Origin of the sequence: Herbiconiux sp. UC225_62 (genome assembly GCF_042694625.1) — a bacterium.
Taxonomy (GTDB): domain Bacteria; phylum Actinomycetota; class Actinomycetes; order Actinomycetales; family Microbacteriaceae; genus Herbiconiux.
The window spans coordinates 2397839-2419167 of record NZ_CP170551.1 but is presented as its reverse complement, the minus strand read 5'-3'; the positions used below and the strand labels follow the sequence as shown (position 1 = coordinate 2419167).

Annotated in this window: 20 protein-coding genes; 4 read left to right on the top strand and 16 right to left on the bottom strand. The window is 69.9% G+C overall.

The genetic code is table 11. The features are described 5' to 3' along the window. Nucleotides 1–2: 2 nt before the first annotated feature. From ACFJGU_RS11735 to ACFJGU_RS11680, 12 genes are all read right to left on the bottom strand, one after another. Nucleotides 3–806, bottom strand: coding sequence for an SDR family oxidoreductase (locus tag ACFJGU_RS11735; RefSeq protein WP_382303719.1), 804 nt, complete (start codon nt 804–806; stop codon nt 3–5). A 107-nt stretch (nt 807–913) separates the two neighbouring features. Next, nucleotides 914–1255, bottom strand: a complete 342-nt coding sequence (locus ACFJGU_RS11730) for a hypothetical protein (RefSeq protein ID WP_382303718.1) — start codon at nt 1253–1255, stop codon at nt 914–916. 56 nt (nt 1256–1311) lie between these two features. Further along, nucleotides 1312–1530 (bottom strand): hypothetical protein, encoded by a 219-nt coding sequence (locus tag ACFJGU_RS11725; protein WP_382303717.1) that lies wholly within the window; start codon nt 1528–1530, stop codon nt 1312–1314. Further along, nucleotides 1527–3113: a GMC oxidoreductase gene (locus ACFJGU_RS11720; protein WP_382303716.1), complete on the bottom strand. Its 1587-nt coding sequence runs from the start codon at nt 3111–3113 to the stop codon at nt 1527–1529. Before ACFJGU_RS11720 ends, ACFJGU_RS11725 begins: the two co-directional genes overlap by 4 nt. 19 nt (nt 3114–3132) lie before the next feature. Beyond that, on the bottom strand, nt 3133–4620 hold the full coding sequence (locus tag ACFJGU_RS11715) for an MFS transporter (RefSeq protein WP_382303715.1): 1488 nt from the start codon (nt 4618–4620) through the stop codon (nt 3133–3135). A gap of 142 nt (nt 4621–4762) precedes the next feature. Next, nucleotides 4763–5923, bottom strand: a complete 1161-nt coding sequence (locus ACFJGU_RS11710; protein WP_382310346.1) for an alpha/beta hydrolase family protein — start codon at nt 5921–5923, stop codon at nt 4763–4765. Nucleotides 5924–5954: 31 nt separating this feature from the next. Beyond that, complete coding sequence (locus ACFJGU_RS11705; RefSeq protein WP_382303714.1) at nt 5955–6950, bottom strand: fumarylacetoacetate hydrolase family protein; 996 nt, start codon at nt 6948–6950, stop codon at nt 5955–5957. Further along, on the bottom strand, nt 6947–8083 hold the full coding sequence (locus ACFJGU_RS11700) for an FAD-dependent monooxygenase (protein WP_382303713.1): 1137 nt from the start codon (nt 8081–8083) through the stop codon (nt 6947–6949). The genes ACFJGU_RS11705 and ACFJGU_RS11700 overlap by 4 nt, the downstream gene beginning before the upstream one ends. 45 nt (nt 8084–8128) lie before the next feature. Continuing rightward, nucleotides 8129–9121, bottom strand: a complete 993-nt coding sequence (locus ACFJGU_RS11695) for a cyclase family protein (protein WP_382303712.1) — start codon at nt 9119–9121, stop codon at nt 8129–8131. Nucleotides 9122–9134: 13 nt separating this feature from the next. Next, complete coding sequence (locus tag ACFJGU_RS11690; protein ID WP_382303711.1) at nt 9135–10157, bottom strand: VOC family protein; 1023 nt, start codon at nt 10155–10157, stop codon at nt 9135–9137. Between the two features lie 107 nt (nt 10158–10264). Continuing rightward, nucleotides 10265–11038: a hypothetical protein gene (locus ACFJGU_RS11685; protein WP_382303710.1), complete on the bottom strand. Its 774-nt coding sequence runs from the start codon at nt 11036–11038 to the stop codon at nt 10265–10267. Then, a complete protein-coding gene (locus tag ACFJGU_RS11680) occupies nt 11035–12081 on the bottom strand; it encodes a Gfo/Idh/MocA family protein (RefSeq protein WP_382303709.1) in 1047 nt (348 codons plus the stop codon). The genes ACFJGU_RS11685 and ACFJGU_RS11680 overlap by 4 nt, the downstream gene beginning before the upstream one ends. Before the next feature lie 116 nt (nt 12082–12197). Here ACFJGU_RS11680 and ACFJGU_RS11675 point away from each other — a divergent pair, with 116 nt between their 5' ends. Next, nucleotides 12198–13478, top strand: a complete 1281-nt coding sequence (locus tag ACFJGU_RS11675; protein ID WP_382303708.1) for an ROK family protein — start codon at nt 12198–12200, stop codon at nt 13476–13478. Between the two features lie 201 nt (nt 13479–13679). Here ACFJGU_RS11675 and ACFJGU_RS11670 read toward each other — a convergent pair whose 3' ends face one another. Together ACFJGU_RS11670 and ACFJGU_RS11665 are read right to left on the bottom strand one after the other, a co-directional pair. Then, nucleotides 13680–14648, bottom strand: coding sequence for a sugar phosphate isomerase/epimerase family protein (locus ACFJGU_RS11670; protein WP_382303707.1), 969 nt, complete (start codon nt 14646–14648; stop codon nt 13680–13682). Next, nucleotides 14645–15589, bottom strand: a complete 945-nt coding sequence (locus tag ACFJGU_RS11665; protein ID WP_382303706.1) for a sugar phosphate isomerase/epimerase family protein — start codon at nt 15587–15589, stop codon at nt 14645–14647. Before ACFJGU_RS11665 ends, ACFJGU_RS11670 begins: the two co-directional genes overlap by 4 nt. A gap of 102 nt (nt 15590–15691) precedes the next feature. On the opposite strand from ACFJGU_RS11665, the gene ACFJGU_RS11660 reads away from it, so the two are divergent. The 3 genes from ACFJGU_RS11660 to ACFJGU_RS11650 are packed head-to-tail and all read left to right on the top strand — an operon-like array spanning nt 15692 to nt 18966. Then, nucleotides 15692–16570 carry a ThuA domain-containing protein gene (locus ACFJGU_RS11660; RefSeq protein WP_382303705.1) on the top strand — a complete coding sequence of 293 codons (879 nt, stop codon included), beginning with the start codon at nt 15692–15694 and terminating at the stop codon, nt 16568–16570. A 6-nt stretch (nt 16571–16576) separates the two neighbouring features. Beyond that, on the top strand, nt 16577–18076 hold the full coding sequence (locus tag ACFJGU_RS11655) for a DUF6379 domain-containing protein (protein ID WP_382303704.1): 1500 nt from the start codon (nt 16577–16579) through the stop codon (nt 18074–18076). After that, on the top strand, nt 18073–18966 hold the full coding sequence (locus tag ACFJGU_RS11650) for a ThuA domain-containing protein (protein WP_382303703.1): 894 nt from the start codon (nt 18073–18075) through the stop codon (nt 18964–18966). The genes ACFJGU_RS11655 and ACFJGU_RS11650 overlap by 4 nt, the downstream gene beginning before the upstream one ends. Here the strand turns inward: ACFJGU_RS11650 and ACFJGU_RS11645 are convergent. Continuing rightward, nucleotides 18960–20222, bottom strand: coding sequence for an ABC transporter substrate-binding protein (locus ACFJGU_RS11645; protein ID WP_382303702.1), 1263 nt, complete (start codon nt 20220–20222; stop codon nt 18960–18962). The two genes, ACFJGU_RS11650 and ACFJGU_RS11645, sit on opposite strands and share 7 nt — an antisense overlap. 24 nt (nt 20223–20246) lie before the next feature. Then, nucleotides 20247–21248 (bottom strand): amidohydrolase family protein, encoded by a 1002-nt coding sequence (locus tag ACFJGU_RS11640; RefSeq protein ID WP_382303701.1) that lies wholly within the window; start codon nt 21246–21248, stop codon nt 20247–20249. Nucleotides 21249–21329: the final 81 nt, after the last annotated feature.

Below are 21329 nucleotides of genomic sequence, written 5' to 3'. Positions count from 1 at the left end.
GGTCAGGTGGTCTTGACGGTGCCGCCGTCGACGGTGATCTCGTCGCCCACGATGGAGGCCGCGGCATCCGAGACGACGAACCCGATCACGTCGGCGATCTCGTCGGCGGGGGCGAATCGGCCGTCGGGGATTCCGCCGAGGGAGTCCATGAGTCTGCCCATGCCCCCCTCGGGAGTGATTCCGTGCGTCCGGGCGATGCGCGCGGCGAGCTCGACGGCGCCATCGCTCTGAATGCCTCCGGGCGAGACGGTATTGACCCGCACGCCCCGAGGCGCGAGTTCGTTCGCGAGTCCCTTGCTGTAGGCACGGAGCGCCGCCTTCGCTGCGGCGTAGCCGAGGGTCCCGTCGAACAGCGGCATCCGGCCCTGGATGGATCCGACGTGCGCGATCGAGCCACGACCCCGCTCGAGCATGAGCGGCGTCAGCGCGCGGTCGATACGTACGGCGGCGAGCAGGTTCAGCTCGAGCTCGGCCGACCAGTGCTCGTCGGTCATGGTGGCGTGCCCACCGCCGGGTGCCGACGATCCGCCGGTCACCTGCACCAGGATGTCGAGTCCTCCTTCCTCGGCGACGACCGCGGCGATGTGCTCGGCGGCCGCCCTGTCTGTGACGTCAGCCTGCACCAGCCGCGACGCGAGGGTCTCGTCGGGCTGCGATCGACCGACGGCGATGACTCGTGCCCCGGCATCCACGAGTCGGTGCACGACCGCCGCGCCGAGGCCCTTGGTCCCGCCGATGACGACAGCCTGACGGCCGGCGAGCGACAGGGTGGGCGGGTAGGTGGTCGAGGTGCGATCGTTCATCATGGGTCCACGATCGGCGTTCCCCTCAGGGGAAGGTCAAGCCGCCCGCCATCACGGGAAACGATCGCCCGCGACCATCTGAACCGGTCCGGCGTCGGCCGGCAGAGGATTCACGCCGTGCGCGACGCGACGTACTCCGTCGAACGCGCCTCGAGGAAGGTGCAGAGCTCCGACGCGATCGTGAGTTCGGCGACCAGTTGCGCCAGCCTCTGGGCATCCATCGTGACATCCACGTCGCGGCGCGTGAAGGTCACGTTCCAGTGCGGGTCGCCCGGTGCTCGGGGTTCGAGGTAGACATCGATCGGCACGTGCTCGAGATGCACCACCACGAGGCCGGTGCCGCCCGCCTCGTCGTCGTGATCGAGGACGCTGACCGTTCCGGTGACGTCATGACCGGCGGCCTCGAACTCGCCGACCCAGCGATCGAGGGTCTCCTTGGTGCGAAACGGCATCGTTCCCCGTCCTTTCTCTTGGCAGAAGTCTGCCAGAGCAGGCGCGCCGTTGTCCGCTAGCGGTCGGCCCCCACAGCGCTGTGCACCCGGTAGGCGGACCCCAATCCGCTCCGGATGCCGGCCACGATCCCCGACGCCGCGATCGCGAGCGATTCGGGTCGGGGCGCACCGGGCGTGGAGTAGTGGACGCGGGTGACCACCCGACCCGCGTCGTCCACGACCTCGACGACGAGCGAATCCGCCTCGACGTCGACGGCGTAGGCGAGCTCGTTCACGACCGCCCGCCTTTCGACCGGAGGTCCGATGCCGCCTGACGGGCGCCTCGCACCGCGAGCGCCACACTCGTCAAGGTGGGGTTCATCGTGGTGGCGGTGGGGATCAGGCCGTTGCCCGCGAGCGAGAGACCCTCGTAGCCCCAGACCCGGGAGAAGGGGTCGGCGACCGAGGTGCCGTCGTCGGTGTCGCCCGCCCGCATCGTGCCCTGGTAGTGGAGGCTCGACCCGTTCGGAAGGAGCCGGGGCTCGGCCACGAAATGGCCCAGGGCCCCGCCCGCCCGGCGCAGCCGCTCGGTCGCCTCCGCGATCTCGGCCTCTTCCGCGGCGGTGAGCTCGTAGCGGATGGTCATGTTCGGGAACCCGCTGAAGTCAGGCTCCGCGTCGTCGAACGTCACGCCGTCTTCGTAGCGCGGACGCTTCCGCACGCCGTAGCCCATGTTGACGTAGCCCCAGCGGTTCCCCGAGAGCGGATGCGCCGGGTCGAGCTGGAAGGGCGGAACATCCGCGTACATGACCTGCACCGAGAACGGATGCTCGGGCTCCGAGAACGGGATACGGTTCACCGCCGCCACCGGGTCGGCCGGATTCTTCGCACGCCGGGCCTGCTCCTCGACGAGGTCGGCTTCGTTCGCGAAGCGCTCCATCTTCCCCGCGTCGAGCGCGACGGTCGAGATGACCACCGGATGCTCGGTGAGATAGTGCCCGAGCGCCCGGGGCCGCACACCCGACGCCCAGAGCAGCTGCGGAGACCGGAAGGCGTCGGCCGCCACGACCACGAGATCGGCCGGGAACACGGATGTCTCGCCCGTGCGCAGGTCCTGCACCGTCACGCCGGTCGCGCGGCGCCCCTCGAACTCGACGCGCCGCACGAGCGACAGGTCGCGCAATTCGAACCGCTGCGACAACGGCGACGAGGGATCGATCAGAGGCCCGAGAACCGAGTCGGCACCGGCCCACCGCATCGTGCCGTCGGGTTGAGGATCGCCGGCAACGGGAAGGGTGCTGACGCCGTACCCTTCCGGCAGCTCGGCTGCGAACTCCTCCTCCAGCAACGAGCGGATCGCGGCGCCGAGCGCGGAGTCGGCGAATGCCGCGCTCTGCTTGTGCAGCAGGTGCTCCGCCTCTCCGATCAACTCCTCCCACTCCTCGTCGCCGATGAAGGGGATCTTCTCGCTGAAGGCGGGGCGCGGGATCGCCGCGGTCCAGTGCGCACCCTGACCGCCGACATTCGTCGCCGCAGCGGCCGCTGGGAATCCGACGGAGTGGGCGGATCCCTCCCCGCCGAAATCGAGGAGGTAGGTTCCCTGCCGGGCCGTGAACATCCCCTCCACCACAGCGGTGCCGGGGATGCCGAGCGACTCGCGGTACGACCCGGACAGGGGCCCCTGCGAACGTTCGCGGGCTCGCTCCTTCTCCGCCGGATCGGGGATGTTGCGGACGCTCTCGCCGGGCGTCTCCGTGAGCTGCGGACCGGCCTCGAACATCACGACGCGCACGTCGGGGTCGCTCTCCAGCAGGGTGCGGGCGAAGGCCGAGCCGACGGGGCCGCTGCCGATGACGACGGCGGTGGGCTGGTGGGTCATTGTTCTCTCCTCGGGTGACTCAGACGGAAGCGGATGCGGTGGCCGGCTCCGGCGCCGGCTCGTCCGACAGCGGGGTGCCGGGCAACAGGATGGCGGCGACGATGCCGATCGCGTACGCCGCGGCGAGCGCGATGAAGATGGGGGCGAAGACGTCATGATAGATCGCCGCGATCTGCGTCTGCGTGGCGGCGTCGGCGGCGAGCACCGACTTCGGCGTGAGCGTCGCGGCATCCAGGCCCGGCGGGAGCAGCGCCGCCACGCCGAAGCCGATGACACCACCGATGATCGCCGTCGTGACGGTGGAGCCGACCTGTCGCACGAGGTTGAGCGTGGCGGTGATGGTGCCGGTCTCGGAGCGCGGAACCGCGCCCTGCACGACGGCCACGATGAGGCTCATGAACGCGCCCGTGCCCACTCCGACCCCGAACATCACGATCATCGGCACCCAGAGCGGCAACCCGACGGGCAGGAGCGACATCACCACGAGCCCCGTCGCCGCCAGCGCCGTGCCGGCGATCGGGAAGGCACGGTAACGCCCGGTGCGACTCACGATGAATCCGGTCGCGAGATTGCTCAGGAGCATCCCGAACACCGTCGCGATGGGCACGAGGCCCGAGATCGTCGCGCTCGTGCGGTACGCCATCTGGAAGTAGGTGGGCAGGTAGAAGGTGATCGAGAACAGCCCGATGCCGATGATCGCCGAGAGCGCCGTGCCCGCCGAGATGGTGCGGTCACGGAAGTAGGCGAGCGGCAGCACGGGCTCCACCGCCCGGAGCTCCGCCACGAAGAAGGCGGCGAAGGCGACGGCCGCGACCACCGAGGCGGTGAGGGCAGCGACGGCGGCGGCGGGATCGGTCCACCAGGTGACCGCGAGCACGAGCGCCACCAGGGCGATCGTGAAGGTCACCGCTCCGGCGATGTCGAAACGGCGGCGCTCGGCCACCTCGACGTGCGGCACGGCGAACACCGCCAGCGCGAGCGCGGCCGCACCGACCGGGATGTTCACCCAGAACACCCACTGCCAGCCCCAGAAGTCGGTGATGAGCCCGCCGATGACCGGGCCGATGAGGATGGCGATCGGGAAGGCTGCGCCGATGACGGCGAGGTACTTCGGCCGCTCACGGGGCGTCGTGACCTGCGCGATGATCGTCTGCGACATCAGCTGGAGGCCCGCCGAGCTCATCCCTTGGAGCACGCGCGCCACGACGAGCCATTCCATGGTCGGCGAGAACCCGCAGGCCAGCGACGCCAGGAGGAACAGCACGAGCGAGCTGAGGAAGACTGCACGCGGCCCGATCCGGTCGCCGAGCTTGCCGAGCACGGGCAGCAGCACCGTGCTCGCCAGGGTGTAGCCGACCACCACCCAGCTCATGTGCTCGAGCGCCCCGAGATCGCCCGCGATGGTGGCGAGCGAGGTGGAGACGACGGTGTGGTCGAGGGCGCCGAGGAACGACACCGTGAGCAGGGAGGCGACCAGGATGCGCAGGCGCAGGGGCGTGAGAGTCATGGGAGTCACCCGATCGATCGGGCAGTCGACGCGACTCGGTGTGCCCGGCCGCCACGTCACGGGAGGGGACGGGCTCGTGGAGCCCCGACGTCCCCTCCAGGATATCAGACTTATGCCCGAAATTGACCAAAGTCGACCTCGGTCACCGCGCCGACAGTTCGGCGAAGGTCTCGGCCACCCAGTCGGCGATGATGCCCGCCACGTAGGGCATGTTGTCGATCGAGATGTGCTCCGTGCCACCCTCGGGGTCGTCGAAGATCCGCAGCTCGCGCTTCGGGCTGTTGACGGCCTGGTCGTAGGACTGGTGGGCGTACTTCACGTTGATCTGCCGGTCGCCGGTGCCGTGCGTGATGAGGAAGGGCGCGGTGATCTGCTCGACCACCCCGTTCAAGTGCATCCCCTTCGTCTTCTCGATGAAGTCGTCCATGTCGGAGGCGCCCCAGACCCAGAAGACGTGGTCCCAGTAGTGCGGCACCGGGTTCTCGCCCTCGCGATTGCGCCGGGCTTCCTGAACCTCGGCCCAATTGTGGTTGGCTCCCCAGGCGACGCCGAGCGCGAGCCGCTTCTCGAAAGCGAGCGCTCGAGGCGCGTAGTGGCCGCCGAGCGACCAGCCCACGATGCCGATGCGCGACGGATCGATGTCGAGCTCGTCGGCGTCCGCCTCCAGGTGGTCGATGATCGCCGCCGCCCACACCTCGGTGTCGTGCCGGGCCTTGAGGTCGCGGAGCCGCAGCGCCTCGCCAGAGCCGGGGGTGTCGATCATGAGTGTGGAGATGCCGCGCTCGGCGAGCATCCGCGGGAATCCGGAGTAGTACATCATCTCCTTGGTGGAGTCGAGACCGTTCCACTGGATGATCACCGGGTGCGGCCCGTCGCCGGGCGCCCGGTAGAAGTAGGCGGGCAGCGAGGAGTCCTCGTAGGGCACCTCGACGCGCGTCACCGGGATCTCGGAGAGCTCGACGTGCTTCAGCAGCAGGTCGATCGACTTCTGGTAGGCCGCGTTCCGTCCCTCCCACTTGGGCGACTGCAGGCGCTCGGCCTGCGACGTGTAGAGCGAGGCGCGGTAGTAGGTCTCGCCGGCACCCACCCTGCGGCCACGCGCCTCGTCGTCCTGCGCCTTCGCCACCAAGCGGTCGGCGACGGCGGCCCAGGAGGCGTAGAGCTCGGCCGTGCCGGCGTCGTCGCCGTTCTGAGACGCGATCAGCACCGGCTTGCACGCGCGGTCGACCTCGTCGATGAAACCGCCGTTGTTGAGCGTGGCGACGGCCGCCAGGCTCCAGACGTAGTTGGTGGGGAAGTACATGAACACGGTGTTGCTCCTCGTGGTTGTGGTTCTAGGCGCGGTGACGGATGCGCGGACGCACGCGGGCGGCCGGGACGGGCGGGGCGGCGACCGGAGCGCCCACCCGGTTGACGAGCTCGCCGATGCCCTCGACGACCATCCGCACCTCGTCGCCCTCGCGGAGCGGCGGCGGAGTGAGCGAACCGTTGCGGCCCCAGAGCTCGGCCAGGCAGCCGCCGTTGCCGACGGTGCCCGATCCCAGAACGTCGCCCGGCACCACCCTCGAGTTGCGCGAGGCGTAGACGACGAACTCGGGGAAGGGCCAACCGGCGTTCGACACCAGGTCGTGCCCGATCAGCTCGTCGTTGACGTAGACCTCGGCGCGCACGGCGAGGAAGCCCTCGGCGTCCTCGTAGCCGGCCAGCTCGTCGGCGGTCACGATCCACGGCCCCAGCGTCATGCCGAAGTCCTTGCCCTTCGCGGGGCCGAGGCGCACCTTCATCTCGCGGCCCTGGAGATCGCGGGCCGACCAGTCGTTCATGATCGTGTAACCGAAGATGTGCGCGGCGGCCGACCCGACGTCGAGGTTGGCGCCGTCGGAGCCGTCGACCCCGCCGACCACCAGCGCGACCTCGAGCTCGAAGTCGAGCCGCTCGGTCACGGGCGGCCGCAGCAGGTCGAGCGGGCCCGAGATCGTGTGCGGGTTGGTGAAGTAGAAGGTGGGCGCCTCGTACCACTCGGGGGCGACAAAACTCCGGCCCTCGACGCCGGCGCTCACTCCCTCGACGTGCTCTTCGAACGCCACGAAGTCGCGAACGGATGCCGGGTCCAGCGGAGCGCGGAGCGTCACCTCGGCGAGCGGCACAGCGGCGGCCTCGTCGGCGCCCGCCCGAACGGCGGCGAGCCCGGGCAGCCCGCGGGCGAGCACCTCGGCCACGGTCAGTCCGTCGCCGAAGGGAATGACGCGGTCGTCCTCCACGAAGCCGTGCGTGAGTGGGCCACTGTCGCCGGCTTCCCCGGCCACGCCCACCCAGCGTGCGATCTTCACGCCGGAACCGCCATCTTCTGCGCGATGCCGAAGATGAGTCCGCCGGCGTCGGCGTCGCGATCCCCGTCGATCTGCCACTGCCCGAGCTGCACCGAGGCCTCGACCACCGCGGCGGCCCGCGGCACGCGGCGCTCGTGAAACTCCCTCCAGAGCGACTCGTCGACGGCGTCGTGCGCCACGAGCAGTTCGGTCAGCACCACGGCGTCCTCGAGGCCCTGGGCGGCACCCTGGGCGATGGTGGGCGGGCAGCTGTGCGCGGCGTCGCCGATGATCACGACCCGCCCGCGGTTCCAGGCACCCTCGACGAGGTGCTTGGTGAACCAGGTGTAGTTGGCGGTGGCGCCGGCTTCGAGGTCGGCGCGGATGTCGTTCCACGGTCCGTCGTAGGCGCGGCTCTCCTCGATCATGATGCGCGCGGCTTCCTGATCGGTGACCCCGACGCGATCCTGCGCCTTCTCCACCAGGAACGCGTACATCGTGTCCTCGCTCGTGGGTGTGTAGCCGGCGATGTACATCGGGCCGCCGTAGTAGAGCTCGCTGCGCTCGACCGAGGCGGGGCGCGAGACGAAGGTGCGCCAGATTCCCATACCGGTGGTCTCGGGCTTGGTGTCCATGCCGATCAGCTGACGCACGGTGGAGTTGAGGCCGTCGGCGCCGATCACGAGGTCGTAGCGGTCGAACGGCTCGCCGTCGATCACCACGCCCACGCTGCTGTCGTCGGAGGTGTCGAGCCCGGTGATCCGCGAGCCGAAGTGCACCGAGGCACCGGCCGCCACCGCGTGCTCGAGCAGGATGCGGGCGAGCTCGGGCCGCGGCATCCCCATCGTCGACGGGTAGTCGGGACCACCGGACTTCACGTCGGGCAGTTCGGCGACGGCGGGCGCACCCGGCCCGGGCGCACGCAGGGTCAGGCCCACGAACGGGTAGCCGGCGGCCCGGATGTCGTCCCAGGCTCCCAGCGCGTCGAACGCACGAAGGGCGTTGCCCTGCAGGGTGATCCCCGAACCCAGGATGCTCAACTCGGGCTTCGCTTCGAACAGATCGACCGCCACGCCCGCCTTGGCGAGCTGGATGGCGGCGGCGAGCCCGGCGACGCCGCTGCCGACGACGGCGACTTTGGATACTGCGGTCATTTCAGAACCTCTCTGTTCTGCAGGCGTGTCTGCGGTGACGGTCGTTCAGAGGAGTGCGACGGGGTTGATGGGCGACCCGACCGCTCCGGTGATGGGCAGGGGCGGTGCGGAGAGCAGGAAATCCCATCGTCCCTGTTCGGCGCACGCCTCCGCGAGTTCGTCCAGGTTCCACATCTCGCCGATGGTCAGGCCCAGGTTGGGGATCACGATCTGGTGCAGCGGTTGGAACGCCGGCACGTCGAATTCGTTGGGTCGCACCTCGAAGCCCCAGGTGTCGGTGGCGATGGCCGCGATCTCGGTGCGGCTGAGCCATCCGGCCGTCGTGATCGAGAGCCCGGGGGCCGGACCGCCTGCGTAGTCGCCCCAGCCCTCGCGGCGGGCGCGGGTGTACTGCCCCGTGCGCACGAGCACGATGTCGCCGCGGCCGACGGTGGCGCTCGGCCCCTGCGCCTGGATGCAGGCGTCGAGGTCGGCGGCCGTGATCGGGTAACCGTCGGGCAGCTCGCCGGTGGCCGGCTCGAGGTGTCGACCGACGTCGAGCAGCACCCCGCGCGACACCACGACGGCCGCGGCGTGCTCGATACCGGTCACCAGGTCGCCGTCGCTGGTCACGACGTCACCGGCCCGGCGGCCGTTCCAGGCGTTGCCGTGGTCGAAGATGTGGCCGAGGCCGTCCCACTGGGTGGAGCACTGCAGCGGCATGGCGATGACGTCGTCCGCTCCGCCCATCCCGTGCGGGAAGCCCTGGTTCGCGCGCTCGGCATCCGTTCCCGTGTCGGTCATGGTGTGCACCGGGTTCGTGCGCCGCCGCCAGCCCTTCTGGGGCCCGTCGGTGTCGAACCGCTGGGAGAGCGACACGACTCTCCCCTCGCGCACGAGGCCCGCCGCTGCGACGCGCTTGGCGTCGTCGATGAAGTTGAGCGTGCCGAGCACGTCGTCCTCACCCCAGCGCCCCCAATTGCGGTAGGCGTCGGCCCGGCGGGCGATCTCGCCCTCGGGGTCGCTGCGGTCGATCTCGTCGTCGAGGTCGGTCGTCATGGTCGTCGTCCTGTCAGCCCTGGCCCTGCTGCGCGTAGGGGTTGAGCAGCGCCTCTTTGATCTCCTCGGGCACGCCTTCCTCGGTGGCGCTCGGGCCGTCGGCGGGCGGGAACGACTCGGTCATCGACATCGGCATCACGCTGTTGCGGTACATGTTGTTCGAGCCCTGCGACGGCTTCCAGGTGTTGGGGGTCCAGTCGGGGACGTAGTTGCGGTAGCCGCCGGTGTTCAGCTCGATGCGCAGGCTCGAGGGCTCGCGGTAGTAGAGGAAGTTCTGCTCGCCGATGCCGTGGATCGACGGACCGTACTCGATCGGGTAGCCGTTCTCGCCGAGGATGTCGGCAGCGATGAGGAGCTCCTCGCGGGTGTCGACCCAGAAGGCGTAATGGTTGATGCGGCCGGCTCGGCTCGAGCCGTCGAGCACGACGCCGAGGTCGTGCGACTTCTCGTTCGTGGTGAGCACCGAGAACACCGAGATGGGGGCCTCGTCGAGCACCGTGCGCGCCATGATGCGGAAGCCGAGCACCTCGTTGTACCAGGCGGCGAAGGCGTCGACATCGCTGCAGGCGATGGTGACGTGGTCGAGCTGGCGGGGAGCGCCGGCGACCTTGCTGCGCCGCGACGGACGGTCGGGGTAGCTCGACGCGGCCTCCCCCTCGGTGTCGTGGTGGCGGGTGACGTCCCAGTGCAGGGTCAGCGAGTGGCCCCAGGGCCCGGTGAAGCGGAAGGCCCGGCCGATGTGCGGCACGTCGTCGAGCCACTCACCCTCGATGCCGGCCGCCTGCACGCGCTTGGCTGCCTCCTCGAGCGCCTCGGCGCTCGTGGTGCGCCAGGCGGCGGTGGCCAGCGACGGCTCGTCGCCGGGAATCACGACGACCGAGTAGGCGTAGTAGTCACCCCAGCAGCGCAGGTACACGGCGCCGTCGACGCGATCGACTTCGATCAGGCCCACCTGGTTCTTGTAGAACTCGACGGATGCCTCGACGTCGGGCGACGTGATCGCCACGTAGGAGAGGTGAGAGAGCAGCTTGATCATCTTCGATCGTTCCTTTCGACTGAGGCCACGTAACGCCCCACCAGTACTTTCGTCTGATTTCGACATTGTGGGAAGCGGATCGTGCCTATGCCGCGGATCATCGACACTTATGTCGGCATGGCTTGGCGGAGTTCGGCGGCGATCGACGCATCGGCCAGGTAGTCGTGCACGTCGGAGAGCAGCTCGTTCGACTCGATCGCCGACACCGCACGGCGCAGCGACAGGCGCTCCCGGTTCTCGAAGCGCGCCGGTGGGGTGGATGCGCCGACCGCGTCGGTCCATCGCACGGCGGGAAGCGCGCCCGGCGCGAGAGTCACCTCGAGCCGCCGCGGCGCCACAGCGGTGACCGAGATCCGCGGCCCCGCCCCTCCGAGGCGGCGCACCGTCAGACTCACGCCACCTCGGGCGCCCCGGAGCGAGGCGAGCACGCCCTCGCCGGCGCCGCGTGACACGGTGAGCTCGAGGGGGCCGGCGATCTCGCGCAGCCAGCCGAGGGCATCCGTGAGCGTCTCGGAGAGCACGCCGGCCGGCGCGGAGCAGTGCGCGGTGACGAAGGCCCAGGGGGCGGATCTGGCCGGCTCGCCCGCGAGCGCATCGGCGACGACGTCGCGGCGGAGGTGCGGGCGATCGAGCACGACCGGCAGCCGAGCAGCGAGCGCTCGGAGGGCGAGCTCGTCGAGTCGCCCGGACTGCGGATCGGCCACGACGATCGCGGCCGCACCCTGATCGGCCGCTCGCGCGGCCCGCGTGGTCCAGCCGGCTGCGCCGTCGATCACGACGATCGCCTCGGCTTCCGACCCGGAGGCCGCATTCTGCGTGGACAGCGGCAGGCCGGCGATCGCGACGCGGTAGGCCGGCGATGAGGTGAGCACAGCGATCACGACGCCATCCCCTTTCGCACGGCCTCGGCCGCGGCATCCGCGATCCGGATGGCGAAGAGCGCGTCGTCGAGCAGCTCGCCGTAGTCACCGGGATGGTCGTCGTCGAGGGCCGCCGCCAGGGCACGCCACTCCATCAGATAGCCGTCGTCCTCCTGAAGCGGGTAGCGCGTGACCTGCCCGTCGCCCTGCCGCACCGTCACGTCGGCGCTGCCCGCGTGCACGAAGGCAGGAAGGAAGTCGACGTCGATGTCGTCGAAGGGCAGGCCGATCGACAGCCGCCAGAGCGCGTCCGCCCCGCCGGGCAGCATCACGGCGTTCAGCTGCACCAGCACGTCGCCCGCGAGCAGCCCGATCCGGTAGCCGATGGGGCTGATCGGTTCGGCGAAGACCACCTCGGTCACGCGTGGCGCGAAGTCCCGCAGGGCGGGGAGGTCGTGCACCGCGAGCCCGAGCACGAGCTGGCGCACGACGGCCGCCGCGACCTGGGGGTTCGACCAGTCCGGCAGCGGTCGCGCTCCCGCCGCCGAGGGCGGAGCCGACTCGGTGACCGCGTCGTGATAGCGACCGTTCGGCGGCAACGCGATCGTCACCGTCCAGCTCTGCGGACGTCCTCGATTGGCGAGCAAGTGGTGTTTCGCCCGTGTCCAGGCGGGATCGAAGGCGTGATTGGTGCCGACGACGAGCACCGTGCCGGCCGCCTGGCACGCCTCGATCACGGCCTCCGCCTCCTCGGGGGTGGTGGCCAGGGGCTTCTCGCAGAGCACCCCCTTCTTCCCGGCGCGGACGGCGGCGAGCACCTGGGCGGCATGCTGGTCGGGCGGGCTGCACACCGCGACGACCTCGACCGCGGGATCGGCGAGGAGGCCCTCGATCCCTGCCGAGGAGCGCGCACCCACGCGATCGGCCAGCTCGGCGGCCCGTCCACTGCCCGAATCGGAGACGTGGGCGACCCTGAAGAGAGCACTCAACCGCTCCAGGGTCGGGAGGTGCAGAGCACTCACTCCCGGGCCCGCGCCGATGACACCGACACCGCGTTGCATCATCCGGCCAACCTCCTCGTCGAGCACTTTGGTTGAAATGCTACCTAATTTCACAACTTTGCGGCGATAGTGGCGTCGCAATCGACCATAGGGTGACGAAGATGTGTCATCATCGGATGATGGCAAGTGAGTCCACTCTTCGTTTCGGAGCCCAGACCGACGAGGTCACGAGCCTCCTCCGGGTCGTGAATCTCGTTCGCACCGGTGAAGCGACCACCCGCCCGGAGATCAGCCGCCTCACCGGCCTCGGCCGCGGCGTCATCACCCAGCGGGTCGATCAGGCCATCGAGATGGGCTTCCTCGCCGACAGCGAGTACGCGCCGTCGACCGGTGGCCGCGCGGCGCGCACCCTGCGGTTCCGGGTGGAGAGCGGGCGCATCGTGATCTGCGCGCTCGGCGTGCTGCACATCCGCGTGGGCATCGCCGATCTCGGCGGCGAGTTGATCGACCGCGCCCAGCGCAGCTGGGACATCGCCCGCGGACCCGCGGAGACCTTCGACGCGGCGATGGAACTGCTCGACGAGATGCTCGCCCGCCACGACGACGTGCCGACCTGGGCCGTTGCCGTCGGTCTGCCCGGGCCCGTCGACTTCGAGACCGGCCGCCCGGTCGCTCCGCCCATCATGCCCGGCTGGAACGGCTTCGACGTGCGCCGGCGATTCGAGGCGCGATTCGATGCGCCGGTGTGGGTCGACAACGACGTGAACCTGCTGACCTTCAGCGAACGCCGCCGGCGACGCGGGGAGAACGCCGACCTCATCTACTGCAAGATCGGTTCGGGCATCGGTGCCGGGCTGCTGTCGAAGGGTCGGGTGCACCGCGGCGCGAACGGCGCCGCCGGCGACATCGGCCACGTGCGGGTGAGCGGATCGACGGAGCTCTGCCGCTGCGGCAAGATCGGCTGCCTCGAGGCCATCGCCGGCGGCTGGGCACTCGTGCGCGACGCGCAGGCGGCGCTCGGCGAGGGAGCCACCGGCATCCTGGCCCGGCGCACCCACGACGATGGCGAAGTACTCACCCCGGAGATGATCGCGCGGGCCGCCGAAGACGGCGACGCGCTCGCCATCTCACTCATCCAGAAGTCGGCCCGAGTGGTGGGCGAATCGATCTCCGCCCTCGTCAACATGTTCAACCCGGGCACCATCGTGGTGGGTGGCGCCGCGGCGGCGGCGGGCGAGCTGTACCTCGCGGAGGTGCGTCAGCGCGTGTACGAGCTGTCGATGCCGTTGGCGACCCGCGACCTGGCGATCGTCACGTCGGTCGACGACGAACGCGAGCCTTTGCGCGGCGGTGCCGAACTCGCCCGCGAAGAGCTCTTCGACGTCACCTTCCCGCGCTGGTTCGCCCAGGGCCGGCCCACGATCGAGGCCGTGCACGGCTCGGTCGGCGACGCCGCCTGAGGCCCTGCGATCTCGCGTCCCTCCGCGAGCCGGACTCGCCGCCGCCTCCGTCGGCTGGGTCGGCGCACAGCCGTAGCGTTCACCATCGCAAACGTCGCGGCATCCGAGCTGCAGAGCGACCCGGATGCCGCGACGTTTGCGTCTTCGAACCGGCTGACCGGTCCGGCGGGCCGGCGGCGGCGGGCTGGGGCCCGACGCGCGTCAGGGCGCCGGCCGCGTGAGCGGCGCCAGCACGTGCTGCACCTCCCAGCCGTTGAGCATCGCGCTCGTCGGCGGGTGCGGGGTGAGGTCGCTCTCCACGACCACCCATCCGTCGTAGCCGTGCTCGACGAGAGCGGCGACGAAACCCGGGGCGTCGATGAGCAACGGCTCCGTGGCGAGCTCGGTGAACCAGCGCGGTACCGCGCGTGACCCTCCCGCTCGCAGCAGCGTGAACTCCGGTGCCGGCATCCCGAACTCGTCGATGTCGTCGATCGCGCCGGCGTTCTTGAGGTGCACGTGAGTCACCCGGTCGGCGTGCTCGCGGTAGAAGGCGATGGGGTCGATGCCCGCGATCGTGAACTCGGCGGTGTCGAGAGCCAGGCCGACCCGCGCATCCGTCGCCCGGAGCAGTCGCTCGAGACCGTCGTCGCGGCGCAGGGCCGAGTAGAAGTCGAAGTGCAGCGCGAGGCGAACGCCGTCGGCGGCGATGGCATCGGCCACGGCGGTCCAGGATGCCGCGAGCGCGTCGATCACCTCGTCGGTCACCTCGGCGAGGTTCGCGGCCGAAGGCGCCGGCCGCACCACGAGCACCTCTCCCCCGAGCTCCGCGAGAGCCGCAGAGAACCAGCGGGCGTGCGCGACCAGGCCGTCGCGCGCACCGGGGTTCGTCGGGTCGTCGCCGTGCGTCAGGTCTTCCTGGAACCGGATCGAGGGATCCCAGAACCAGCTGCTCACGCCGTCGAGCGCCGCCTCGCGCACGAAGGCGCCGAAGCCGGCGACCGATTCGAAGTTCGCGGCGATCTGCTGCGGGTTGCCCAACGGCTCCCAGCGCCCCGTGCCGGCATTCAGCTCGACGCCCGAGAAGCCCGAGGCCGAGATGATGCGGAGCGCCCGCTGGTGCTGGCGACGTCGCACGAAGTCGTCGAACTGCGGCTTGAACTGGTTGATGGCGTAACCCCAGCGGATCATTTCGCCACCTCCTCGGCCGCGATGCGCTCGAGCACATTCTTGGCATACCACCCGGCGATCGCGGTGCTCTCGGCGTGGTCTCCGCCGAGCTTGTTCGCCTTGTCGTGCTCGACGCTGAGGTAACCGTCGAAACCGTGGCGGGCCACGGCGCGGATGAAGTTCTCGAAGTCGACCAGGCCGCCCTCGTCGCCCATTTCGTAGAACCAGCGCTCGGTGGTGTCGGCCATGATCTCCGAGTCGGGGCGCCGCTTGTAGTCGCCGATCAGGTCGTGGTTGCGGGTGTCTTTGAAGTGGAAGCCCGAGACGCGATCGGCGTAGGCCTCGTAGAACTCGATCGGGTCGACCGAGGCGATGCAGTGCTGCGCGGTGTCGACGAAGAGGTTCACGAACTCCGGGTCGGTGTATTTGTAGAAGGTGTCGAGCTCCCAGCGCGACTGGATGCCGCAGAAGAACTCGTGGTGGCAGGTGAGCTTGACCCCGGCATCCTTCGTGATGGCGCCGACCTGGTTCCACAGCTCGGCGGTGATCTTCAGCTTGTCCTCGGTGACCGGCTCCATGTCGTAGTAGAGCGTCGCCGGCATCACGATGATGTTGTCGAGCTGGATGCCCGACCAGCGGTCCATGGTCACCCGGAAGTCCTCGAGGATGTTCGCGTGCGTCTCCGGGAGATGCGGAGCGTAATTGCGGGTGTCGTAGTCGGCCGCGTGGAAGGTGTTCACGATGCGGTCGAGGCCGCGTTCCTGCACGAACTCCTGATAGTTCGCGACCGAGCCGTACTCGCCCATGATCTGGTACCAGCGGAAGTCGAAGGTGTCGATGGCGTCGTAGCCCACGGCCGCGACCTGCTTGAGGAAGCGGTCCATCGTGGCTCGGGTCTCCCACTGGTCGATCGGTCCGTGCGGTGACTGGCTGCGCCAGTGGTCCATGTAACTCCACTTCATCGTGGCCGTCCTTCCTCGGGGCGAAAACAACTTCTTACGGAATTCGACATTACCAGGTACATTGTCGGCGTAAGCGACGGATCAGCCACGAGGAAGTGCACAATGACCGAACAGCCGCCCATCCAGACCCTCATCGTCACCGGGAAGACCGACGTCCACCACGATTGGCGGGCCACCACGCCCGCGCTCAAAGCACTGCTGGAGAGCACCGGACGCTTCGAGGTGCGGGTCACCGAGGAGTTCCGGGGCGCCACCGCCGAGACGCTCGCGCCCTACGACCTCGTGATCATGAACTACTACGGCAAGACCGACCCGTGGCGCGCCGTGGCCGAGGAGCGGTTCGGCGACGTCACCGAGCGCGCGCTGCTCGACTTCGTGGCCGGCGGCAAGGGCTTCATCGCCTACCACCCCACGCTCGCGGGCGGGGAGGGCTGGGACCCGGAGTACGAGCGCCTGCTCGGCGGTGCCATGCGCGAGACCACCTCGCGCCGCGCGCCCAACAACGACTTCATGGTGCACACCGCCGAGGAGCATCCCATCACCGCGGGCTGGCCGGCCGAGTTCCCGCACTACAACGACGACCTCTACGTGGGCCTCGACTGGCCCGAGGGCGTGAAGAAGACCATCCTGCTCACCGGCTGGGACAACCCACTGCGCTACACCCAGGTGCCGTCGCAGTGGCGTGCGCTCCCGGGAATGGGTGAGGAGCATCCGATCGCCTGGGCCGTGGAGCACGGGGAGGGGCGCTCCGTGTCGATCGGCATCGGGCACAACGTGCAGGCCATCGGCCACCCGGCCTTCCGCGCCCTCTTCCCGCGGAGTGCCGAGTGGGCTGCCACGGGCGTCGTGACCATCGAGACGCCCGCCGATCTCGGCGAGGCGGTGGAGGGCGGCGATTGGTGGCCCACGACGCTCGAGCCGATGGTGCGCGCGATGTTCGACGAATGGGTCGCCGCCGGCGAGCCCGCGGCCCAGAAGTAGCCGCGGATGACTCCGACACTGCTGCGCGACGACGCGCTCGTCTCGACTCCCGACGGTTTCGCCCTGCGGCTCTCGCTGCCCTGGATCCGATCGCTGCCGCTGCGCTGCGTCACGGGGCTCAGGGTGACGATCGACGGAGAGGACGTGCCGTCGGCCGCTGCGCTGCTCGACGGGCGGAGCGTGCCGCTGGACGAGCTGGGCGACGAGTCGGGCTGGTGGTTTCTCCAGGACAGGCTCGAGCTGCGCGCCGAGGGCCGGCTGACGCCGGGTGCCCACGACGTGGAGGTCGCGGTCACCCTGAGCGTGCCGTACCTGCAGGCGGCGCCGGATGCTCCGCTCACGCTGCCGTTCCGCGAGTCGCGCTCGCTGCACCTCGGCGACGCGGGTGCGGCGGGGCAGCCGCTCGGCGCATCCGGATCCGGACCCGCTCACGCCGAGGACCGCGTCGCCGTCGAGCCCGCTGCAGGAGCGCCCGAGTCCGCCGCAGCGGCGGGAGCAGCACTGCCGGCCGGATGGACGCTCGGGGTGAGCACCTTCAACTGGACGCCCGAGGTGCTGCTCGCCGAGCGGCCGGCGCACGAGATCGTGGTCGACGTCGCCCGGCGAGGGATCGCTCAGACGATGGAGCTCGAGGCGGGCCAGGTCTGGCGCTCGTTCCCGGTGCCCTCGCCCGCCGAGGTGGAGGCGCTGCGGGACGACCTGGCGGCATCCGGTGCGTCGATCGCTGTGGTGGGGCTGAACCTCGACGAGTGGTCGTCGCCCACGCGGCGCCGGAGCGAGCAGGAGCGCTACGACTTCCTCGTGCCGCAGATCGAGGCGGCACACCAGGTAGGGGCGACCGGCGTGCGCCTGCCGATCGGCCAGGCCGGGCCAGACCTGCAGCGACGCCTGCTGCCGCTGCTGCACGATCGCGGACTGACCCTCTTCGAGGAGGTGCAGGGGCAGCAGACCCCTCCGTCGCCCGCCCATCGGGAGGCCTGCGAGGCCATCGTGGACCTCAACGACCCGCGGCTGCGCTTCGTGGTCGACATCAGCATCCTGATGCCGGCGCTGCCGGAGAGCTACCTGGTGGAGCTCGAGGCCGGTGGCGTGCCCGCCGAACTGATCGCCCGACTGCGCGACGAGTGGCGCGACCCTGCGACGCACGATGCGGTCGTCGGGCTGCTTCGCTCGGGCGGGGTGCCGCCGGCGGTGCACACTCTCTACATGGACCTGCTCATCCGCTTCGGGCGCTCGGAGGTGGGGGATCTCGCCGAGATCCTGCCGTTCACCGGCGCCGTGCATCTGAAGTTCTGGGATCTCGACGACGAGAGCGAACGCGTGTCACGGCCCATCCGCGAACTCGCCGGCGCCCTGGCGGCGACCGGCTTCACCGGGACGCTCGCCAGCGAGTGGGGCGGGCACGAGTGGCTCGACGACGACCCCACCGAGATCACCCGCGGTCACCTCGCTCTCGCCCGTAGCGCGCTGTCCTCCGGCGCCGCAGTGTCCGGAAGAGTCTCATGACCGACGACGGCGTCATCACCGTACTCATCGCCTCGGGGCACATGTCGCGCGAGCACGACAACGAGCACCGCAGCTTCCGGCTGCACAACCAGCTCGTGACGACGCTGCTCGAGTCGACCGGGCGCTTCAGGGTGAGGGTGATCGAGGACTTCCGCGGCGTCGGCGTCGAGATCATCGACCGCTACGACGTCGTGTTCGTGATCTTCGAGGGCCGCGACGACTACTTCGAGGTGGCGAAGGGCTTCGGCCCCACCACCGACACCGCGCTCATCGAGGCGGTGCGGTCGAGCGGCAAAGGCATCGTGTGGTTCCATGGCTCCTCCGTGCAGGAGCCGGAGTGGGGCTACCCCGAGGAGTACGAGCGGATGCGCGGCGCCCGCTTCGCGGCGGCGTACGGCCTGCGACCCCGGCCGAACGGCGGCGAGGTGCTCGTGCACACGACCGAGCCGCGCCATCCGATCACCGAGGGCATCGCCCCGAGCTGGACGGTGCACAACGACGACATCCTGATGGGGGCGCTCCTCGACGAGGGTGCGCGACCACTGCTGACGATCTTCGACGACGTCGAGACGTACATCGCCGCGGGCTGGCCCCGGCCGCACACGCCCGTCGCCATCCCGCCGGGAGGCCTGAAGGACCTGCCCGGCATCGACCAGCACCAGCCGGTCGCCTGGATCAACGAGTACGGCGCCGGCCGCTCCTTCACCATCACGATCGGCCACGACCACGACACCTTCCGCAAGAGCGAGTTCATGACCGTGCTCGTGCGCGGCACGGAGTGGGCGGCGACCGGCGGGGTCACACTCGATCCCGCCGACCGCTCCGGCGAGCGCCGCTGGCGCGTCTGGCCGTACTACGGCGACGCCCCGGCCCGCCCCCTCGGCTACTGATCCCAGGCCTCGTCCAGCGCCTTCAGCACGTCGTCGACCGTGCGCTGCCCGGTCAGCAGGCCCTGAGTGCCCTGGCTCAGCGCCTCGTAGACCTGAGCGTTGGGCCAGGATGCGCGGGGCAGAGCGATGTAGTCACCGTCGTTCAGGAGACCCTCGATCGGCTCGTACATCGTGCCCGAGAGGTCGACGCCCTGCACGCCCGACGCGGGCAGCGTTCCGGCCAACTCGGCGAAGCGCTGCGACTGCTCCGGTTCGGCGAGCCAGGCCAGGAAGGCCTTCGCCGCCTCCGGCTGGTCGGTCTTCGCGGTGATGGAGAGCGTGGAGATCGGGCTGACGAAGAGGAACTCCTTCTCGCCGGCGGCGGGCGGGAAGGCGCGCACCTGCAGCTGGGCGTCGGGCATCGAGGCCGCGAGGTCGTTGGAGCCGGGGATGAACGCCGCGACGGAGGTGCCCTGGGCGAGGCCGTTGGTGATGGCGTCGAAGCCGCCGCCCTCGGCGCCCGGCTGGAAGCAGCCCGCTGCGTTCAGGTCGAGGACCTGCTGCAGGGTATCGGCCCATCCGGGCGTTTCCGCGAAGGTCACATCGCCCGCCGCGCGCTGGGCGTCCCAATCCGGGTCGTCGGCATAGACCCGGGTCGCCGAGATCGAGAGCGCCATCAGCCCGGTGTTCGAGGGCACCGCGCCGGCCAGTGCGAAGAACGAGCCGCCTGAGGCCGAGGCGGCGGCGCATCCGGCGATCAGTTCATCGGCATCGGAGGGAGCCGCGAGGCCATGTTTGTCAGCGGTGGAGGCCGCGTAGAGCATGCCGGTGGCACTGAGGTCGACGGGCTGGCCGTAGAGCTGCCCGTCGACGCCGTAGAGCGCGTCGCCGGGGTCGGTGCTCTCACCCAAAGGGAGCAGCAAGCCGGCCTCTCCGAGGGCCACCGCGGATTGCGGCTGTCCGCGACCGGGAGTGGTCTGCACGACGTCGGAGGCGTTGCCGCCTTGCAGTTGTGTGCGCAGCGTCTCGCCGTAGCGGTCGAAGGGCTGCGCGTTCAACTCGATCGACACCCCCGGGTTCTCGGTCATGTAGGTCTCGGCCATGACGGCATACGGCGACTCTGCCGTGTTCGCCACCGAGTACATGAGCGAGAAGGATGCCGTCGTACCGCCGGTGGGCGTGGACTCGCCGGGCGCGCTGCACCCCGCGAGAACCAGGACGGCGGAGAGTCCGGCAGTGCCGGCGATGAGGCGACGGGTCGGATGGGGTCGGTTCATGGTGAGTTCCCTTCGTTGGGTCGGTCAGAGTGAGAAGACGCGGGCGGCGTTGGTCTCGAACAGGGCGCGCCGCTGTGCTTCGTCGAGCGGCATGGCTTCGATGGCGGCGACGGCGGCACCCTGCTCCTCGAACGGGTAGTCGCTCGCGTAGAGCACCTTCCCGGTGCCGAGCACGTCGATGGCGAGTCGCAGCGGTTCGAGGAAGTTCATTCCGCTGGTGGTGATGGAGACCTGCCGATGGATGTATTCGGAGGGCAGGAGTTCGGCACGCCGCGGGCCGTGCACCGAGGCCAGGTAGCGGTTGTCGATTCGGGGGAGCCAGAACGGCAGCCCCTCGCCCATGTGGCCGACGACGATCTGCAAGCGCGGAAAGCGGTCGAGAACACCGGCGCCGATCATCCTGAGCACGTGGGTGCCGACCTCCACGGCGTACTCCCACACCGCGCCCTCGACGGCCGGGCCGGCGAGGAAAGGTCGCATCGGCGCCGGCGCCTCGCGCGGATGGATGTACAGCGGCGCCTCGAGCGCTTCGAGGGCCTCGAGCAGCGGAAAGCTCGCGGGGTCGTCGAGGTAGACGCCCTGGGTGTGGGAGTTGACCACGGCACCGCGAAGACCGAGCTCACGCACGGCGCGCTCGACCTCGGCCGCCGCCACCAGTGGGTCGTGGGGGGCCACCGCGGCGAGCGCCGCGAAGCGGGTTGGGTGCGAACGACACAGCTCCGCGAGTTCGTCGTTGACGTCGGCCGCGAGGGCGCTCGCATCGGCCGGAGAGAAGACCTGAACCCCAGGGGCGCTCACCATGAGCAGCTGCAGATCGATGCCATCCCGATCCATCGCGGCGAGGCGGGCGTCATGGTCGATGAGGCGCTCTGCGAGAAAGGCCGCCGGCCCGTCGAGGGTGAGCAAGGGAAGACCGATGTCTCCGAGCCGCGCATTCGCCTCGAGCAGAGTGCGTGTGGCCACGCCCTCCTCGCACGCGATCCGGCGGTAGCCGCGCGTCTGCTCAGCGGTGTCAGTGTCGACCACGGAAGGCTCCGATCATCATCGCCATCGATGACTTGTCTTCGCATCGATGCGCACCTTCGACGGTAGAGTCTGTTGCGACGA

Coding starts and splice junctions, on each gene's coding strand:
- ACFJGU_RS11690 (WP_382303711.1), bottom strand. CDS start 10,157: ATGATCAAGCTGCTCTCTCACCTCTCCTACGTGGCGATCACGTCGCCC.
- ACFJGU_RS11735 (WP_382303719.1), bottom strand. CDS start 806: ATGATGAACGATCGCACCTCGACCACCTACCCGCCCACCCTGTCGCTC.
- ACFJGU_RS11700 (WP_382303713.1), bottom strand. CDS start 8,083: ATGACCGCAGTATCCAAAGTCGCCGTCGTCGGCAGCGGCGTCGCCGGG.
- ACFJGU_RS11645 (WP_382303702.1), bottom strand. CDS start 20,222: ATGAACCGACCCCATCCGACCCGTCGCCTCATCGCCGGCACTGCCGGA.
- ACFJGU_RS11710 (WP_382310346.1), bottom strand. CDS start 5,923: ATGTACTTCCCCACCAACTACGTCTGGAGCCTGGCGGCCGTCGCCACG.
- ACFJGU_RS11670 (WP_382303707.1), bottom strand. CDS start 14,648: ATGATCCGCTGGGGTTACGCCATCAACCAGTTCAAGCCGCAGTTCGAC.
- ACFJGU_RS11650 (WP_382303703.1), top strand. CDS start 18,073: ATGACCGACGACGGCGTCATCACCGTACTCATCGCCTCGGGGCACATG.
- ACFJGU_RS11660 (WP_382303705.1), top strand. CDS start 15,692: ATGACCGAACAGCCGCCCATCCAGACCCTCATCGTCACCGGGAAGACC.
- ACFJGU_RS11655 (WP_382303704.1), top strand. CDS start 16,577: ATGACTCCGACACTGCTGCGCGACGACGCGCTCGTCTCGACTCCCGAC.
- ACFJGU_RS11665 (WP_382303706.1), bottom strand. CDS start 15,589: ATGAAGTGGAGTTACATGGACCACTGGCGCAGCCAGTCACCGCACGGA.
- ACFJGU_RS11695 (WP_382303712.1), bottom strand. CDS start 9,121: ATGACGACCGACCTCGACGACGAGATCGACCGCAGCGACCCCGAGGGC.
- ACFJGU_RS11720 (WP_382303716.1), bottom strand. CDS start 3,113: ATGACCCACCAGCCCACCGCCGTCGTCATCGGCAGCGGCCCCGTCGGC.
- ACFJGU_RS11715 (WP_382303715.1), bottom strand. CDS start 4,620: ATGACTCTCACGCCCCTGCGCCTGCGCATCCTGGTCGCCTCCCTGCTC.
- ACFJGU_RS11730 (WP_382303718.1), bottom strand. CDS start 1,255: ATGCCGTTTCGCACCAAGGAGACCCTCGATCGCTGGGTCGGCGAGTTC.
- ACFJGU_RS11675 (WP_382303708.1), top strand. CDS start 12,198: ATGGCAAGTGAGTCCACTCTTCGTTTCGGAGCCCAGACCGACGAGGTC.
- ACFJGU_RS11680 (WP_382303709.1), bottom strand. CDS start 12,081: ATGATGCAACGCGGTGTCGGTGTCATCGGCGCGGGCCCGGGAGTGAGT.